Origin of the sequence: Brachybacterium halotolerans, from assembly GCF_016623465.1 — a bacterium.
GTDB classification, from domain to species: domain Bacteria; phylum Actinomycetota; class Actinomycetes; order Actinomycetales; family Dermabacteraceae; genus Brachybacterium; species Brachybacterium halotolerans.
On the sequence record NZ_JAEDAJ010000003.1, the window covers coordinates 100,381 to 115,809 of the forward strand.

Genomic DNA, 15,429 nt, shown 5'->3' on the forward strand with positions numbered 1-15,429 from the left:
GTCCGCTCAGGGCTCCGCCGACGTCGGACGGGGCGCGGCGGCGTCCTGATCGGCGACGCGCGCAATGCGCTCAGTTCCAGAGCGTGAGCTTCTCGGGGTTCATCATCAGTCGGACCTCGCTCACGGCGCCGTCGACGACCTCCAGCGTGACCACGCCGAAGATCCGCGCCTCGTCCCAGAGCGCGAAGCCGAGGCCGTCGGGCGTGTCCTGCTCGAGGACGGTCGCCCTCGGATTCTTGGTGAGCGCCCCGAAGAGGAATCGCGCGACCCGGTCCGGACCGAGGACGGGTCTGCGCGCAGCCGTCACCCGGCCGCCGCCGTCGGAGCGCAGCACGACGTCGGGGTCCAGGACGGCGACAAGCCCCGCGAGGTCGCCGCTGCGCGCGGCGGCGGCGAATGCCCGGACGACGTCGTCGTGCTCGCTGCGGTCCGCGCGCCGACCACGGTCCGCCTGGACCCTTCGCCGGGCCGAGGTGGCCAGCTGACGGCACGCGGCAGTGGTGCGCCCCACGGTCTCCGCAACCTCGGCGAAGGGCACGGCGAACACATCGTGCAGCACGAACGCGACCCGTTCGGCGGGCGTCATCGACTCCAGGACCACGAGCAGAGCGGTGCTCACCGAGTCGTCGAGGGTCACCCGGTCCAGCGGGTCCTCCGTCGCCGTCCCGGTCGGAAACGCGAAGGCGGGGACGGGCTCGGGCAGCCAGGGACCCACGTAGCTCTCGTGGCGGCGGCGAGCGGAGCCCAGGACGTTCAGGCAGATCCGGCTGGCGGCGCGCGTCAGCCACGCCCTGGGCACCCGGATGGCCGCGCGCTCCTCCTCGGGCAGCCGGTACCAGCGGATGTAGGTCTCCTGCACGGCGTCCTCGGCCTCGGCGACCGTGCCGAGCATCCGGAAGGCGAGGGACAGGAGGTGGCGCCTCTCCCCCAGCGCCTCGGCGTCCGGGGCCTGGACATCCGGGCCCTGGGTATCCGGGCCCTGGGGATCCGGGTCCCGGGTTTCCGGGCCCGGGGCATCCGCGCCTGCGGTATCGGGGTCGTGACCGTGCGGTCCCGGCGGCGTGGAGTGGTGATCGTCCTCGAGCGGTGTCATGGCGAGCTCCCTTCACCCCACAGGACCGAGCAGCGCCTCGAGATGTGAGCCGCAACGAGGAATCGAGGACTGCACTCCGCCGTCGTCGGCACGTCGCCGCCTCACATCGCCGCCTCGCATCCGGTCACAGGGGTATGACGCGAAGACTACTCAGCACACCGCAGGCACGATCCCGCCGACAGGACCACGACACCCCGTTCACCGGGACCCCGTGCACGATCATCGGCACCACCAAGGGGGACGTCCGATGAAGATCGTCGTCGCCGGAGCGACCGGCACGCTGGGTCGCCATGTCGTCGCCGCGGTGAGGGATGCGGGCTGCGAGCCCGTGCCCCTGAGCCGCAGCACGGGCACCGACCTCGTCACGGGCGCGGGGCTCGTCGAGGCCCTGCACGGCGCCTCGGCCGTCATCGACGCCTCGGCCACCAGCAGCACCTCGACGTCCACCTCCGTCGACTTCTTCACCACGGTCACCGACCACCTGCTGGCGGCCGAGCGCACCGCTGGCGTGCCGCACCACGTCGCGATCTCGATCATCGGAGCTGCACGGGTGCGCGCGAACTACTACGCGGGCAAAGCGGCCCAGGAGGATCTGCTCCGGGACCGCGACGGCGGATGGTCGCTGCTGCGCACCACCCAGTTCCACGACTTCGCCCAGCAGCTGATCGGCCACGGCGCGGTGGGTCCCCTGCAGGTGGTCCCCACGATGCGCTCGCAGCCGATCGCCATGAGCGAGGTCGCCGCCGAACTGGTGAGGATCGCGACCGGGGCGCCGCAGGGAGTCGTGCCGGATCTCGCGGGGCCGACGGAGGAGAACATGGCCGATCTGGTGCGGCGGCTGCTCGCATCCGAGGGGCGCAGACGCCCCGTGATCCAGATCCCGCTGCCCGGCGCGTGGGGTCGCGGCATGCGCGACGGGTCGCTGCTCCCCGCCCCGGGGACCCGGCGCGGCGAGATGAGCTTCGCGCAATGGCTCGCCCGTCGGCGCACCTGATCGCCTCCGCCCCGCGTGACATCCGGTGAGCTCCGGCGCGGGCCGGTCCGGGCCAGGACGGTCGGGCCCGGCAGGGCGCGGTCGAGGCCGGCCGGGCGGGGGTGGATCCGCATCCACCCCCGCCGCCTGGTCAGCTGCCGGAGCGGGGATGGCGCAGATGCGCGCGCTCGGCGAGCTCCTGCTCGCTCACGTACGTCATCATCTCCTCGCCGGGCGCGCAGACCATGACCGCGATGAACGTGGTCGGGGCCTCGGCGAGATGGTTGGCGGCCTGGTAGTGAATGAGGTCGCCGCCGGGCTCCCAGAAGGCCTCGCCGGTGCGGATGATGCGCTCCGGCTCCCCCTCGAGCTCGAAGACGAGCTCGCCCTCGAGGAGGTAGCCGAAGACGGGGCCGGAGTGGCGGTGCGGGGGCGATCCCGGTGATCCCGGCTCCAGCGTCATGCTCACGGTCATCACATGCGACGGTCCGACGCCGCCTGCGACGTGGGCCTGATCCAGCAGTCGGATATCAGGGGTGGGTGCGTCCATGGTGCTCTCCTCTCGGGACGGGTGCTCCGTCCCCTGCCCCTACGACCGGGGGCGAGCCGCCCGTGTGAGGCGGCCCCGCGAGGTGGCGACGCGGGGTGGCGTCGCGGGGTGGCGACGCAGGCCGGCATCCGCCCTCACATCACGAGCCTCCGCGCGGTCAAGGGGGGTGAGCTGCGCATCCGTCGCGGTGATCGGGTCGGCCTGCCGGCCCGCGGCGCATCGAGAGGATTCCACCGTGAACGTCGTCATCCGCCTGGCCCTGGCGATCCTGTTCCTCGACGAGCTCGTCGTCGGGGCATCGAACGCGCTGGTGCCCGCGAGCTTCTACCGGCACTTCCCGACCGTGGACCTGACGCCCCCGTTCAGCGAGCACTACGCGCGGGACTTCGGCGGCGCCACCCTGGGGATCGCGCTGCTGCTCGGCATCGCGCTGGTGCGCCCGACGGCGCACTTCGCGATCCCCGCGGCACTGGCCTTCTCCGTGTTCGCCGTTCCGCACGCGATCTTCCACCTGATGCATCTGGAGGGCGCCTCTCCCGCCGAGGCCGTCGGCCTCACCACGGCGAACGCGATCGTCGCTCTGCTGGGGATCGGAGTGGTCCTCCTGGTGATCGTGCGGGATCAGCGAGATCGGCGGGATCTGCGTAATCTGCGGGATCAGCGGAGCTGATCCCCTCAGCCCCCGGCTCCCCCGCCCGACGGGATGACGGCGCCGTCCTCCCCGACCTCGCTCGCCGCCCAGGAGGCCAGCAGCTGCAGGCGCTCGGCGGACACGGATCCGGGCTCAGCCGCATAGACGGTGAGCGTGAGGCCGGGCTCGGACTCCATCCCCATCCCCTCGTACGCGACGGTGATCTCGCCCGCGACAGGGTGGTGGAAGGTCTTCGAGCCCGTGCCGTGGTGCCTGACGTCGTGCGCGCCCCAGAGCCGTCGGAACTCGTCGCTGCGCGTGGACAGCTCTCCGATCAGGTCGTGCAGCTCCTTGTTGTGCGGGTCGCGGCCCGCCTCGGTGCGCAGGATCGCCACCGTGACGCCCGCGAAGAAGTCCCAGTCGGGGTAGAAATCGAGGGCGCGCCGGTCGAGGAACGTGAAGCGGGCGATGTTCGGGGCCTGGCCCGGCATGTCGAAGACGTCCTGGTAGAACGCCCGGCCCAGCGTGTTGGTCGCGACGATGTCCATGCGGCCGTTGCGCACGAACGCGGGGCCGGCGGTCACGGCGTCGAGGATCCACTGCAGACTCTCGTGCGGCCTCCAGCTCCGGGAGGGGTATCTGCTGGGCGGACGCGCGACGGGGCTGGCGGCGTGCGCGAGATCGAAGAGATGGGCGCGCTCCGCGTCGTCCAGCAGCAGCGCCCTCGCGACGCCGTCGAGGACCTCCGGGGAGGCGCCGCTGATCGCGCCGCGCTCGAGCTTCGTGAAGTACTCGACGCTCACCCCTGCGAGCGCCGCGACCTCGCTGCGGCGCAGGCCCGCCACCCGCCGGTTCCTCCCGGCGGGAAGTCCCACCTGCTCGGGCGAGACGTGGGCGCGGCGCGAGGTCAGGAACTCGCGCACCTCGGCTCGATTGTCCATGGGGCGAGGGTACGCGCGGGCGATGCACCGAAGGAGTCTCCCGCAGAACCCCTCTCGCGGGAGACTCCCCCGCGCGCCGGAACAGTGCTGGAGTGGGGACCACACGATCGGCGCGGCCCCTTCGGCCGCGCGATCCATGATGAGGAGGCACCCATGACGACGAACGACGGATTCGACCAGATGTTCCCGCTCGGGGAACCGAACGAGGCTTTCGCGCAGTACTTCATCGGCCGCAGCTACCTGGCTCCGCTCACCGAGGGAAGCGCGCCGGTGAGCAACGTGTCCTTCGAACCTGCCTGCCGGAACAACTGGCACATCCACCACGGCCGCAGCGGCGGCGGGGACCAGGTGCTCATCTGCACCGCGGGCTCCGGCTGGTACCAGGCCGACGGGGAGGAGCCCATCACCATGGAGCCGGGAACCGTGATCCGGGTCCCGGCGGGCACCAAGCACTGGCACGGCGCGAAGGCCGACGCCTGGTTCTCCCACCTCGCCTTCATCACCCCGGGCGACGACGTCTCCAACGAATGGCTGGAGCCCGTCGCCGACGACCTCTACGACCAGCTGCCGACGAACGGAGAGCGCGCATGAGCATCCTCGACCAGACCTATCCCCTCGCCCACGGCGTCGAGATCCCGAAGCTGGGCCTGGGCACCTGGTTCATCGACGACGACAAGGCCGCCGAGGCCGTGCGATCCGCGGTCGAGATCGGCTACCGCAACATCGACACCGCGCAGGCCTACGGCAACGAGCGGGGCGTCGGGGAGGGCATCCGCACCTCCGGAGCGGACCGCGACGACCTGTTCGTCTCCACGAAGCTCGCCGCCGAGATCAAGGACTACGACGGCGCGGTCGCCGCGATCGACGAGTCCCTGCGCACGCTCGGCCTGGACCGCATCGACCTGATGCTCATCCACAGCCCGCAGCCCTGGGACGACTTCCGCGGCGGCGACTACGCGGAGGGCAACCGTCAGGCGTGGAAGGCCCTCGAGGAGGCGCACCGGTCCGGTCGGATCCGCGCCATCGGGGTCTCCAACTTCCTGCAGTCCGACCTCGAGAGCCTTCTGGAGACCGCGGACGTCGTCCCGCACGTGAACCAGCTGCTGGTGCACGCCGGGAACACCCCGCACGAGCTGCTGGAGTACTGCCGCTCGAAGGACATCCTCGTGGAGGCGTACTCGCCGATCGCGCACGGCGAGATCCTGGGCGACGCCGAGGTGCAGGAGATGGCTGAGACGTACGGGGCGAGCGTCCCGCAGCTGTGCATCCGCTACGCGCTCCAGCTGGGCACCGTGCCTCTGCCGAAGACCGCGAACCCGGAGCACATGCGCTCCAACGCGCAGCTCGACTTCGAGATCTCGGAGAAGGACATGACGACGCTGAGGAGCATGAAGGGTCAGGACTACGGCGAGTCCAGTGCCTTCCCCGTGTTCAGCGGCAAGTGAGCGGGATGGCGACGACGAAGGACGACGGAGAAGGACGACGCATGGACCTCGAGACGTTCCTCGCGCAGATGGACGCCGGCGCGCCCGCGCTCCCGGGCGGCCCGGCGGCACGCATGATGGACGACCTCGCCGACGAGGCGATCGCCCTGTGCATGGAGCTGAACACCCGCGTCACCACGCTCGACGAGCGGGTGGAGATCATGTCGCGCCTCACCGGGCGCGACGTGCCGGCCTCGTTCCGGATCTTCCCTCCGTTCACGACGGACTGCGGGAAGAACACCCGCATCGGCGAGCGGGCGTTCATCAACTCCGGCTGCCGGTTCCAGGACCAGGGCGGCATCACCTTGGGCGACGACTGCCTCATCGGCCACAACGTCGTCATCGCCACCCTCAACCACGACCTGGAGCCTTCCCGGCGCGCCACCACGATCCCCCGACCCGTGGTCGTGGGCGAGAGCGCATGGATCGGCGCGAACGCGACACTGCTCCCGGGAGTGACGATCGGCGAGGGCGCGGTGGTGGCCGCGGGGGCGGTCGTCACCAAGGACGTCCCGCCACGGACCATCGTCGGGGGCGTGCCGGCCCGGGTGATCCGGGCGATCGAACCCGAGTGATCCGAGCATGGCACCAGCTGAGCCTGATGACCCGGGACGCGACAGCCACGGTGAATCCCGCATGCTCGATCTTCGTCGACGACATCGAGGCCGCGCACACGGCGGCGATCGCCGCCGGCGTGGAGATCGTCCATCCCCTGACCCGTGAGGACTGGGGCGTCACGCGCTTCTTCTACCGGGATTCCGCGGGGTCAGTGGTCAACGTCGGGACGCACACGGGCTGAGAGGCTGGTGTCGCCCCAGGCGCGTGCAGGATGCCTCGCGCATCCGATTCACTGGGGAGGCTCAGCGCAGCGCGCGCCGTGCCGCCTTGTTGATCGCGCGCCGTCCGGCACGCTTGCCCACGGCTTCGGGACCCTGCTCGACGGCCCGGGCATCCCCGCGGACCCGTCGCAGCTTCCGCAACCAGTTCAGCATCGTCAACCTCCTCAAGAACCGGGGTCCCGACCCTACGCGCCCCCACCGCAGCGCGATACCGTCCCAGCGTGCGCGCCGATCGGACGGCGTGCGCGGGCACCGCCCGCGCCGTCGGCACCCGGGTCGTGTGTCAGAGGCTCCCGGAAGGGAGCGCTGAGGACTCAGGTGACTCTGCAATCTGCCCAGCGGTCGGATTCTCGGTGGCAGCACGTTGCCCTGGCGCGAATTCAAAGAACCCCATCTTGCCTCAGGCCTGCGCTACAGAGTTTCTGCATCGTGCGGTCGCACGAGCGCGCACTGAAGAACCAGCGACGATCACCGCCAGCAGAAGTGAGAGCGCAGATCTCAACTCCACCGCGTTCCGGCACGTACGACCATCACGGACGAAATCCCCTCACGACGAGGCGAGACGTTCGGCGATCTCGGCTGCGACCACGTCCACAGACTGCTCTGAAGTGTCGAACTCCAGAACCTCGTCGGACCACGCCGCGTAGTCGGTGCGCCGGCGCAATACGTCGGACCAGGTCGGCTCACCGACGTGGGAGAGACCGCGATCCCTGTCGGCGATCCGCCGCTCATGCTCCTGCACGTCGGAGATCACCAGGTGCACGAAGTCGAGATGCGCGCCAGTTCGCGCGGCCGCCGTGCGCCAGGTTTGCCGCGCCTCCTCGCTGTCGTTGACTGCATCCACGACGACGTCGAGGCCGAGCCGCAGATTCTGCTCTGCCATCGCACGCGTCGCCTCGTACGCAGCGACACCGACGCGCCACCCTGAAGACAGACCGCAGGCGAGGATCGCCTCCTCGACCGCATCGATGGACAGGTGGACCGACCCCGTGCGTGCAGCGATGGCCTCGGCAACGCTCGACTTTCCCACACCGGGGAGTCCCGAGAGCACGACGAGACGACCGGTCACGCGACAGCCAACGGCGTGATCGAGGCGATCTGCTCTCCCGCCAGGTCCTCCGCACGGTCCAGCTCGTAGTGGCTCTGCAGGTTGATCCAGAACTCCGCCGACGTCCCGAAGAACTTCGCGAGCCGGAGCGCGGTGTCCGCCGTGATGCCTCGCTTGCCGTGCACGATCTCGTTGATCCGTCGGGGCGGAACCCCGATCGAGACCGCGAGCTTGTTCTGCGTGAGGCCGAAGCCCTCGATGAAGTCCTCCATGAGGACCTCACCCGGGTGGATCGGCTCGATCCTGTCAGTGGTAGTCAACGATCTGCACCTCCTCCGGTCCGGCGTCGGTCCACACGAAGCAGATCCGCCACTGGTCGTTGATCCTGATGCTGTGCTGGCCGGCCCGGCCACCCTTGAGCGCTTCGAGCCGGTTCCCAGGTGGGACCCGGAGGTCCTCCAGTGACTCCGCGGAACCCACCTGACGAAGCTTGCGCAACGCGACACGATGGATCCTCGGATCGATCGAGCGCACGCGCTCACGACGCCACAGCCGTTCGGTCTCCTTGCTGCCGAACGATCTGATCACGGGACCAGTGTATGACGGAGTCCGTCAATAACGCTAGACGTTAAACCGGAACTCCACCACGTTCCGTAGCCAAACAACCTCTCGCTACGCTGAGTCAGCCGCCATGGGCACCAGCGGTCAAGCAACGGCATCTCCGGCGCGTGTCCACGATGGCAACACGTATCGAGTACACGAGCTGCGCGAGCGCGGATCATTCCTGACGTCCATCAGACGTGTCACCAGGCGGTGAGCGGGTCCCCCACGATCAATATCAAGAGAGCGAGATACGCGTGAGCTCGACACCCGATACGCGGCGTGCGACCGGCCCGCCGCGGTCAGTGGACACCGCTGAGGGCCTTCTCCACGCCAAGCGCGACACCGAGGCCGATCATCACAATGCCGGAGACTATGCCCACGACCTTCGCGGCCTTCGGGTGCTTGGTCAGCACCGCGGCCGCCCCAAAGCCGACGGCGAAGTAGACGACCGCGCAGTTCGCGACGTGCAGCGCCCCGAGCAGAACCATCTGTGCAGCTACCGGCCACGGCGCGTTCGCGCTCGTGAACTGCGGGAGCAGCGCCAGAAACAGCAGGAACACCTTCGGGTTCAGCAAGCTGATGCCGATGCCCTTGGCGAACAGCTTCCGCCCTCCCACGGGTGCTTCCTCGCCGGTGAGGTCCGGGGCCGCGGGGTGCCGCAGCGCGCCGACGCCGAGCCAGATCAGGTACAGGGCCCCGGCGACGGTGAGCACCGTCATCGCGACGGGCGACGCAGCGGGGACTGCGGCAACCCCGGCGGCCACGACGAGCGTCGCCGTCAGATGCCCGGCGAGCATGCCCGACACCGCGGGCAGCACCCCAGCATGGTGCTTCACGCTCGATGCGATCGCGTACGCCCAGTCCACGCCAGGGACGACGACGAACAGCATCGACACGCTCCAGAACGCGGCAGTTGACCCAGCATCCACCAGCAGTCGCTCCTACACTCCTCGGAAATGGGACAAGATTATTCGGGGCAGCGCGCAATGTGCTCCGTTGCCACTTGCAAGTTCCCTTGGTGACGAGGATAATCTTCCAGTATGGACGCACTTGACCGGGAGATCCTCTCCCTCCTCCAGCAGGACGGGCGGGCGACGATGACCGACGTCGCTTCCAAGGTGGGACTCAGCCTCTCGGCCTGCCACCGCCGCTTCCGCGAACTGGAAGCATCCGGGGTGATCCGTGGATTCAGCATCGACCTCGACCTCGACCTGCTCGGCGTCCCATTCGAGGCGCTCGTGTTCGTGACGATGAAGGCAGGGGACGCCAGCGCGGTCGCAGCGTTCGAGGAGGCCGTGTCGACGATCCCGAACGTCGTGCAGGCGCACCGCCTGTTCGGGGAGCCCGACTACCAGCTCTTTGTCGCGGCCGCCTCGAAGCAGCACTACCAGGAGCTCTACGACCAGCAGCTTTCACAGCTGCCCGGTGTGCAGCGGCTGACCTCGACGCTCGTGATGAAGACCGTTGTCGCCCACCATGCACCCATCTGATCCGCGAACCACCCATGAGACGACCGATCGGAAAGAAGGAGCACAGACGATGACAGCAGGGACAACGGCCCCCGGGGCCGCCACGGTGCGGTTCGACACCAAGGTGGTGGTTGTGCTCGCCGAGGGCTTGGTCGCCTGGCAGGAGCTGAACGTGACGGCGTTCCTCATGTCCGGCATCGCCACCAGCGACGAGGGCCTGACCGGCGAGCCCTACCGCGACGCTGACGACACCGAGTACACGCCCATGCTCCGCGAGCCCGTAATGGTGATGAGCGCCGACGCCGAGCTGCTGAGCAAAGCCCGTGCCAAGGCCTCGGCCCGGGACGACGTGACGCTGACGATCTACACCCGCGAGCTGTTCGCCACCGGCCACGACGAAGCCAACCGCGCCGCCGTCGCGGCGGTGCCGTCGGATGACCTGGATCTGGTCGGCATCGCCGTGCGCGGCCCGCGCAATGCCGTGGACCGCGTCGTGAAGGGAGCGCGGTTCCATGAGTGAGCACCGTGATCCGATGCAGGACCCCGAGAGCCGTCGCGTCCGTGACCTCGTCTACGAGACGCTCGCCGCCGAGGGCCGCGCACCGTCGGTAGGAGAACTGGCCAGCAGAACTGGCAGCAAACCCGCGCGCGTGCAGCAGCTCCTCCACGAGCTCGCAGACGCGCACGCCCTGGTCCTGAGCGCCGAGGGCGACCGGATCCGGATGGCCCACCCGTTCACCGCGGCGCCGATGGCGTTCGTCCTGACCCCCGTCGATGGCCACGACGACCGACGCTGGTGGGGCGGCTGCGCCTGGGACTCCTTCGGCATCAGCGCCGCCCTGAAGCTCGACGTCCGCATCGACACCGCCTGCCCGCAGTGCGGCGAGCACCTCTCCGTCGTCGCCCGCCCCGCCACGCCGCCGCAGGGCCAGCACGCCGTCCGGTTCCCGCGGCCCGCCGCCGAGTGGTGGGAGGACGTCGTCGGCACCTGCACGATGATCCGCCTGTTCTGCACCAGCGACCACGCCGAGCAATGGACCACCCAGCACGCACCCGGCCAGGGCTACATCGCCGACGCCCGCACCGTCTGGGACCTCGCACAGGCCTGGTACGGCGACCGAATCGACCCAGCCTTCGAGCCGCACACTCGCGAACACAATCAGCGACTGCTGGAAGAACGCGGGCTCACCGGCGAATTCTGGCGTCTCCCCTGAGCGCGATCAGGCGTCCTTGCTCAAATCGGGAAGTTGCAGGTGTGCCTATGTGGCTAATGCTTCGCGCGCGACATCCCGTAGACGTCAGAGCGCGAACCTCCACTCCACCACGTTCCGTAGCCGAATAACCTTTGAATCCGCTCCGTCACTCGGTGGCAACGTGCCCACGCAGTGCCTCGGCGAGAGGCGGCAGATGAGTCTCAACGTCCCATTGCGTTCTGTAGGCGAACATTCTCGACGGCCGGATAGTAGTGAGAAACCGCTGTACCAGCGCATCTAGCGGCACGTCTCGAGTCCGACGAACCGCACTGGTACTTCTAGACGGACTGCTCGCGAATGTCTCGCCCCAGACCGAATCCCATCATCATCCTGTAGTGGGCGGCATGCTCGGACTTGTCGAAGACATGCCTGAACACATCGAGATACATTTGCTGGGTCGTTGCACCCGGCGAATAATGGAGGTTCTCGAACACCCCATGGGAACCTTCATTAACCCAGTTGAATAAGGATCGAAGGACCGGTCGCTCCGCTGGCTCCAAGTGCTGTACGAGGTCCTCTTCCCAGATGCCTCCAGCGATTCGGAAGTAGTTCTCGAGGATTCTGCGAAGGACATTTTCAAGACCGATAACACTCATCTGCTCGCCCTGAGAAGCACGTCGAACTTCAGACCAAAGACGCTCATACTCCGTGCTCACCGGATTCTCGGCATGTGGCTCGATGACGTTGGGGCCAGTGAAGCTCTTCCTTATGACGTGGTAGCAACGGCCCGAGCCCTCATCGTTGTGCCTGCGCTGGGTCACCTCCTTGTGGAAGTACACGTTGTGCGTCAGGACAATTACTTGGGCCAAGCGATCCGTCTTTGAGAGTGCTCGATTGATCAGATCGCGGACCAGTGTGCTGACTATGAAGAGTACGTCGCTGTCGAGACTGGAGATCGGGTCGTCGATCACCGCCAGGATCTTTCCTGATTCTTCGCTGTCTTCTCGCCCATTGAGGAGGAAGTAGTAGTAGAGGAAGGCGATGAATGTTCGCTCTCCCTCGCTAAGGGAACGTTCATCGAGAGCTGCACCGTTGCGCGCCAGCATGTAGCCATCCGTGAGCTCAGCAGAGCTGACAATGTGGAACGATGTGAACCCGGACCGCTCGAGAAGCCGGTTGATCTCATCAATCACCGGTTGCGATGATTCGACGGAACGCTGCAGACGCCGTACCTCATCGTCGAGTTTGCCGATTGCTGACGACGCCTCGTCCCTCGTTTCACGGGTGCGGTCTACACCTTTCTGGAGACCCACGGACCGCTTCTTGTACGTCTGGATCTCTTCACGGAGGAGTACGTCGGCCAAGTAAGTCCAACACTTGGCGGCCAGCTTGGGCTTCTCCTCTCTTTGTGACTGAACCAGCCGATTGTGCGCGTTAATCTTGGTGTTGGCTTCGCGGATGACGGCATTCAGTGCGTCAACCGGAGCGCTCGACGCGGACACCGTCACCAACTCAGATGGCGCCCCCAGCTTCTGCTCGAGCAGCTTCTCATTGGCACCGTTGATGGTGTTCAACGTTCCGAGTGCCTTCTGGTACGCAGCCTCATCGAGGTAGCTGGTGGACTCCGCGCTCCAGCCTTCGACGGTGTCACCAATGGAGCGGTCCCACGCTGAATGGGCAGTTGCCAGGCGCTTCAGCTCTTCGAGTTGCTCCGTGTACCGCTGGTCGAACATGTCCTCAAGCTGCTTGGCGAGATCCTTGGGTGCCTTCTGCTGACAGAATGGGCAGAGCCCCTGCGCGTTATGAAGGTGCTGGCGTCCGGCCTGAACCCAGTCCTCGTTCCCCAGTCGCTCTACAAGTTCGCTGAGTGAGACCTCAGTACTGCCCACGATCTTCTGCTCCAGCAGAGTGGAGCCGTCGTGTTCAGTCCATCGGAACTCGTCGATTTCGGTGAGCCGGTTGCGGGCTGTCGCTCCTGTGTCGAATACTGCGTCAGCGTCAGCAAGAAGATCTTCAAGCACAGGCAGGGATTCGGACTCGCCCGGCGCTCCTCGCTCAAGAAGGCGCGTCACAAGCATGTCTTTGTTCTTGTCTACGCCTCGTTGGCCGGTGAAGGCGGACAACAAGGTCGTGTGTTCATCGACGAGTGCACGATATTTATTCCACGCGGCAGTCTTGAACGCCATCTTTGCGTCAGATTGGCGTTCTTCCGCTTCCTTGTGGCTGGTCTGAGCGCGCTCGTACTTGCCAATGGCCTGAGCACGCTCGCCTCCGGGCGACTCGATCTCTTCGAGGCGGTTCTGGGCTTCGACGCTGTTCTCTCCGAGAACGAAGACGCCGGGGATCCGCTTGGACTCGCCCAGTATCTGGTCCACTAGATCTCTGTTGTAGACCCGGATCGTCATCTCGGCATCAGCGTGCCACTCTGGCTCGAACTGCAGTGAGCCATAGCCAGCGAAGGCTCGGCTGATCGTCGCCTTCCCAGATCCGTTGGGGCCGTAGAAGAAACTTGCGGGCTTTAAGCCGGTAATCGGTAGCGGACTCTCTCCGAAGCACGCGCCGCCGACGATCTTCACCTGTCGCAGCATGAAAGCACCGCCCCCACCGAACAGCGGTCCACACACCCGCCGAGAGCTGCATCGCCGGATGGACGGTGGCATGCGTCTGCACCCCGGGTCGTCACGACGATTACTTGGGCCATGCTCGCTCCTCCTTGAGTGCTACAAAAGTGCTACCAGACGGCGTGGCGCTACACTAATCTGTAGCAGGAACTAGGCCTCTGACCTGGGGTTTAAACATTGAAGCGGAACTCCACCACATCCCCGTCGGCCATCACGTAGTCCTTGCCCTCCATGCGCACCCAGCCGTGGGCCTTGGCGTCGGCCATGGAGCCGGCCTCGACGAGCTTGTCGAAGCTGACGATCTCGGCCTTGATGAAGCCGCGCTCGAAGTCCGTGTGGATCACGCCGGCGGCCTGCGGGGCGGTCGCGCCCTGCGGGATGGTCCAGGCGCGGGACTCCTTGGGGCCGGCAGTGAGGTAGGTCTGCAGGCCCAGGGTGTGGAAGCCGACGCGTGCGAGCTGGTCGAGGCCCGACTCCGCCTGGCCGGTGCTCTCGAGCATCTCCCGGGCCTCCTCCTCGTCGAGCTCGGCGAGCTCGGACTCGAACTTGGCGTCCAGGAAGATCGCGTCGGCCGGGGCGACGAGCTTGCGCAGCGCCTGCTGCGAGGCCTCGTCGGCGAGCCCCTCCTCATCGGTGTTGAACACGTAGATGAAGGGCTTGGCCGTCATCAGCTGCAGCTCGCGCAGCAGCGAGGCGTCGATGCCCGCGGCGGCCGCGCCCTGGAACAGGGTCTTGCCGGTCTCCAGCAGGTCCTTCGCCGCGTCCATCGCCTCGAGCACGGCGGGCTCGGTCAGCTTGCGCTTGACCTCCTTCTCGACGCGCGGTCGCGCATTCTCGAGGGTCTGGAGGTCGGCGAGGATCAGCTCGGTGGTGATCGTCTCCATGTCGCCCGACGGCCCCTCGGAGCCCTCGGCGCGGATCACGTCGGGATCAGCGAAGGCACGGGTGACCTGGCAGATCGCGTCGGCCTCGCGGATGTTCGCGAGGAACTTGTTGCCCAGGCCCTCGCCCTCGCTGGCGCCCTTGACGATGCCGGCGATGTCCACGAAGGACACGGTCGCGGGCACCTGCTTCTCGCTGTCGAACATCTCGGAGAGCGCGCCAAGCCGCGGATCGGGCAGCGGCACGACGCCGACGTTCGGATCGATCGTGGCGAACGGGTAGTTCGCCGCGAGGACCTCCGCGCGGGTGAGGGCGTTGAACAGGGTGGACTTGCCGACGTTGGGCAGTCCGACGATTCCGATGGTGAGAGCCACGGGATCGGAGTCTACGGGCCGAGGGCCCCGGATGCCCGCCGCGCGCGGCAGTCGTGGGAGAGAGCACGCCGCGCGGGCCTCCCGGATGGGACGCCGGGTGAGTCCTCGCGCACCACGGCCGGGCGCGCCTCCCCCGTTCCGGCCGGATTCATTACTCTCGTCCTGCACGGACCGCTCTCGATCAAGGAGTCTTCATGGCCTTCAGCCTCAGCAACACCATCCTGCGCGGTGTCACCGGCGCCTACATCCTGAACTCGGGGATCGGGAAGCTCGGCCTCCCCGAGGAGGCCGCCACCGGTCTCCAGCAGATGGCCTCGCAGGGCATCCCGCAGGTGGAGAGCCTGTCCCCCAAGCAGTTCGGCTGGCTCGTGAGCCTCGGCGAGATCGCCGTCGGCTCGGCGCTGCTGCTGCCGCTCGTGCCGACGCGCGTGGCCGGACTGGGCCTCGGCGCCTTCAGCGCCGGCATGCTCTCGATGTACTTCCGCAACTCCGAGATGACCCAGGCCGACGGCATCCGCCCCTCCCACGCGGGCACGCCGCTGTCCAAGGACCTGTGGCTCGCCGCGATCGCGCTCGCGCTGGTCGTCCGCGGCGCGGGCTCGAAGAAGGTGAAGGCCAAGGAGGTCGCGAAGGACTGACCTCCGCGCCCCGTAGAGATGAGCGTGGGGGGGGGGCGCCCCCCCCCCCCCCGCCGGGACCCCCCCTCGGATACGAGGGCCCGCCCCCGC

20 protein-coding genes are annotated in these 15,429 nt (G+C 67.6%); 10 read left to right on the plus strand and 10 right to left on the minus strand.

Features of this window, described 5'->3' with window-relative positions; genetic code table 11:
• Positions 1 to 70: 70 nt before the first annotated feature.
• Positions 71 to 1,093, minus strand: coding sequence for an RNA polymerase sigma factor SigJ (gene sigJ / locus I8D64_RS06910; RefSeq protein ID WP_200501794.1), 1,023 nt, complete (start codon positions 1,091 to 1,093; stop codon positions 71 to 73).
• Between the two features lie 247 nt (positions 1,094 to 1,340).
• Here sigJ and I8D64_RS06915 point away from each other — a divergent pair, with 247 nt between their 5' ends.
• Positions 1,341 to 2,087, plus strand: a complete 747-nt coding sequence (locus I8D64_RS06915) for an SDR family oxidoreductase (RefSeq protein WP_200501795.1) — start codon at positions 1,341 to 1,343, stop codon at positions 2,085 to 2,087.
• A gap of 130 nt (positions 2,088 to 2,217) precedes the next feature.
• Here I8D64_RS06915 and I8D64_RS06920 read toward each other — a convergent pair whose 3' ends face one another.
• Positions 2,218 to 2,616, minus strand: a complete 399-nt coding sequence (locus I8D64_RS06920) for a cupin domain-containing protein (protein ID WP_200501796.1) — start codon at positions 2,614 to 2,616, stop codon at positions 2,218 to 2,220.
• 235 nt (positions 2,617 to 2,851) lie between these two features.
• On the opposite strand from I8D64_RS06920, the gene I8D64_RS06925 reads away from it, so the two are divergent.
• Positions 2,852 to 3,286 carry a hypothetical protein gene (locus tag I8D64_RS06925; RefSeq protein WP_200501797.1) on the plus strand — a complete coding sequence of 145 codons (435 nt, stop codon included), beginning with the start codon at positions 2,852 to 2,854 and terminating at the stop codon, positions 3,284 to 3,286.
• A 5-nt stretch (positions 3,287 to 3,291) separates the two neighbouring features.
• Here the strand turns inward: I8D64_RS06925 and I8D64_RS06930 are convergent, their stop codons facing one another.
• A complete protein-coding gene (locus I8D64_RS06930; protein WP_200501798.1) occupies positions 3,292 to 4,188 on the minus strand; it encodes a helix-turn-helix transcriptional regulator in 897 nt (298 codons plus the stop codon).
• A gap of 153 nt (positions 4,189 to 4,341) precedes the next feature.
• Between I8D64_RS06930 and I8D64_RS06935 the strand changes: the two genes are divergently transcribed.
• The 4 genes from I8D64_RS06935 to I8D64_RS06950 are packed head-to-tail and all read left to right on the plus strand — an operon-like array spanning position 4,342 to position 6,471.
• Positions 4,342 to 4,779, plus strand: coding sequence for a cupin domain-containing protein (locus tag I8D64_RS06935; RefSeq protein ID WP_200501799.1), 438 nt, complete (start codon positions 4,342 to 4,344; stop codon positions 4,777 to 4,779).
• Entirely contained in the window at positions 4,776 to 5,633 is an 858-nt protein-coding gene (locus tag I8D64_RS06940) for an aldo/keto reductase (RefSeq protein ID WP_200501800.1), read from the plus strand. The genes I8D64_RS06935 and I8D64_RS06940 overlap by 4 nt, the downstream gene beginning before the upstream one ends.
• A 41-nt stretch (positions 5,634 to 5,674) precedes the next feature.
• Positions 5,675 to 6,247, plus strand: a complete 573-nt coding sequence (locus I8D64_RS06945) for a DapH/DapD/GlmU-related protein (RefSeq protein WP_200501801.1) — start codon at positions 5,675 to 5,677, stop codon at positions 6,245 to 6,247.
• Between the two features lie 26 nt (positions 6,248 to 6,273).
• Positions 6,274 to 6,471 carry a VOC family protein gene (locus I8D64_RS06950; RefSeq protein ID WP_200501802.1) on the plus strand — a complete coding sequence of 66 codons (198 nt, stop codon included), beginning with the start codon at positions 6,274 to 6,276 and terminating at the stop codon, positions 6,469 to 6,471.
• A 61-nt stretch (positions 6,472 to 6,532) separates the two neighbouring features.
• On the opposite strand, the gene I8D64_RS17575 is transcribed toward I8D64_RS06950, so the two are convergent.
• From I8D64_RS17575 to I8D64_RS06970, 5 genes are all read right to left on the minus strand, one after another.
• On the minus strand, positions 6,533 to 6,664 hold the full coding sequence (locus I8D64_RS17575; protein ID WP_267061898.1) for a hypothetical protein: 132 nt from the start codon (positions 6,662 to 6,664) through the stop codon (positions 6,533 to 6,535).
• Positions 6,665 to 7,058: 394 nt separating this feature from the next.
• Positions 7,059 to 7,580 (minus strand): AAA family ATPase, encoded by a 522-nt coding sequence (locus tag I8D64_RS06955; RefSeq protein WP_200501803.1) that lies wholly within the window; start codon positions 7,578 to 7,580, stop codon positions 7,059 to 7,061.
• Positions 7,577 to 7,879 (minus strand): HigA family addiction module antitoxin, encoded by a 303-nt coding sequence (locus I8D64_RS06960; protein ID WP_200501804.1) that lies wholly within the window; start codon positions 7,877 to 7,879, stop codon positions 7,577 to 7,579. The genes I8D64_RS06955 and I8D64_RS06960 overlap by 4 nt, the downstream gene beginning before the upstream one ends.
• Positions 7,866 to 8,147, minus strand: a complete 282-nt coding sequence (locus tag I8D64_RS06965) for a type II toxin-antitoxin system RelE/ParE family toxin (RefSeq protein WP_200501805.1) — start codon at positions 8,145 to 8,147, stop codon at positions 7,866 to 7,868. Before I8D64_RS06965 ends, I8D64_RS06960 begins: the two co-directional genes overlap by 14 nt.
• Positions 8,148 to 8,461: 314 nt before the next feature.
• Positions 8,462 to 9,052, minus strand: a complete 591-nt coding sequence (locus tag I8D64_RS06970) for a LysE family translocator (protein WP_200501806.1) — start codon at positions 9,050 to 9,052, stop codon at positions 8,462 to 8,464.
• Between the two features lie 150 nt (positions 9,053 to 9,202).
• On the opposite strand from I8D64_RS06970, the gene I8D64_RS06975 reads away from it, so the two are divergent.
• From I8D64_RS06975 to I8D64_RS06985, 3 genes are read left to right on the plus strand one after another with little or no spacing between them, the layout of a single operon-like run.
• Complete coding sequence (locus I8D64_RS06975; RefSeq protein ID WP_200501807.1) at positions 9,203 to 9,652, plus strand: Lrp/AsnC family transcriptional regulator; 450 nt, start codon at positions 9,203 to 9,205, stop codon at positions 9,650 to 9,652.
• 49 nt (positions 9,653 to 9,701) lie between these two features.
• On the plus strand, positions 9,702 to 10,151 hold the full coding sequence (locus tag I8D64_RS06980) for a DUF2000 domain-containing protein (RefSeq protein WP_200501808.1): 450 nt from the start codon (positions 9,702 to 9,704) through the stop codon (positions 10,149 to 10,151).
• Complete coding sequence (locus I8D64_RS06985) at positions 10,144 to 10,845, plus strand: alkylmercury lyase family protein (protein ID WP_246482831.1); 702 nt, start codon at positions 10,144 to 10,146, stop codon at positions 10,843 to 10,845. Before I8D64_RS06980 ends, I8D64_RS06985 begins: the two co-directional genes overlap by 8 nt.
• Before the next feature lie 317 nt (positions 10,846 to 11,162).
• Here the strand turns inward: I8D64_RS06985 and I8D64_RS06990 are convergent, their stop codons facing one another.
• Both I8D64_RS06990 and ychF read right to left on the minus strand, forming a co-directional pair.
• On the minus strand, positions 11,163 to 13,400 hold the full coding sequence (locus I8D64_RS06990; RefSeq protein ID WP_200501809.1) for an AAA family ATPase: 2,238 nt from the start codon (positions 13,398 to 13,400) through the stop codon (positions 11,163 to 11,165).
• A 215-nt stretch (positions 13,401 to 13,615) separates the two neighbouring features.
• Positions 13,616 to 14,701 (minus strand): redox-regulated ATPase YchF, encoded by a 1,086-nt coding sequence (gene ychF, locus I8D64_RS06995; RefSeq protein WP_200501810.1) that lies wholly within the window; start codon positions 14,699 to 14,701, stop codon positions 13,616 to 13,618.
• Between the two features lie 194 nt (positions 14,702 to 14,895).
• Here ychF and I8D64_RS07000 point away from each other — a divergent pair, with 194 nt between their 5' ends.
• Positions 14,896 to 15,339, plus strand: a complete 444-nt coding sequence (locus I8D64_RS07000) for a DoxX family membrane protein (RefSeq protein ID WP_200501811.1) — start codon at positions 14,896 to 14,898, stop codon at positions 15,337 to 15,339.
• Positions 15,340 to 15,429 lie beyond the last annotated feature (90 nt).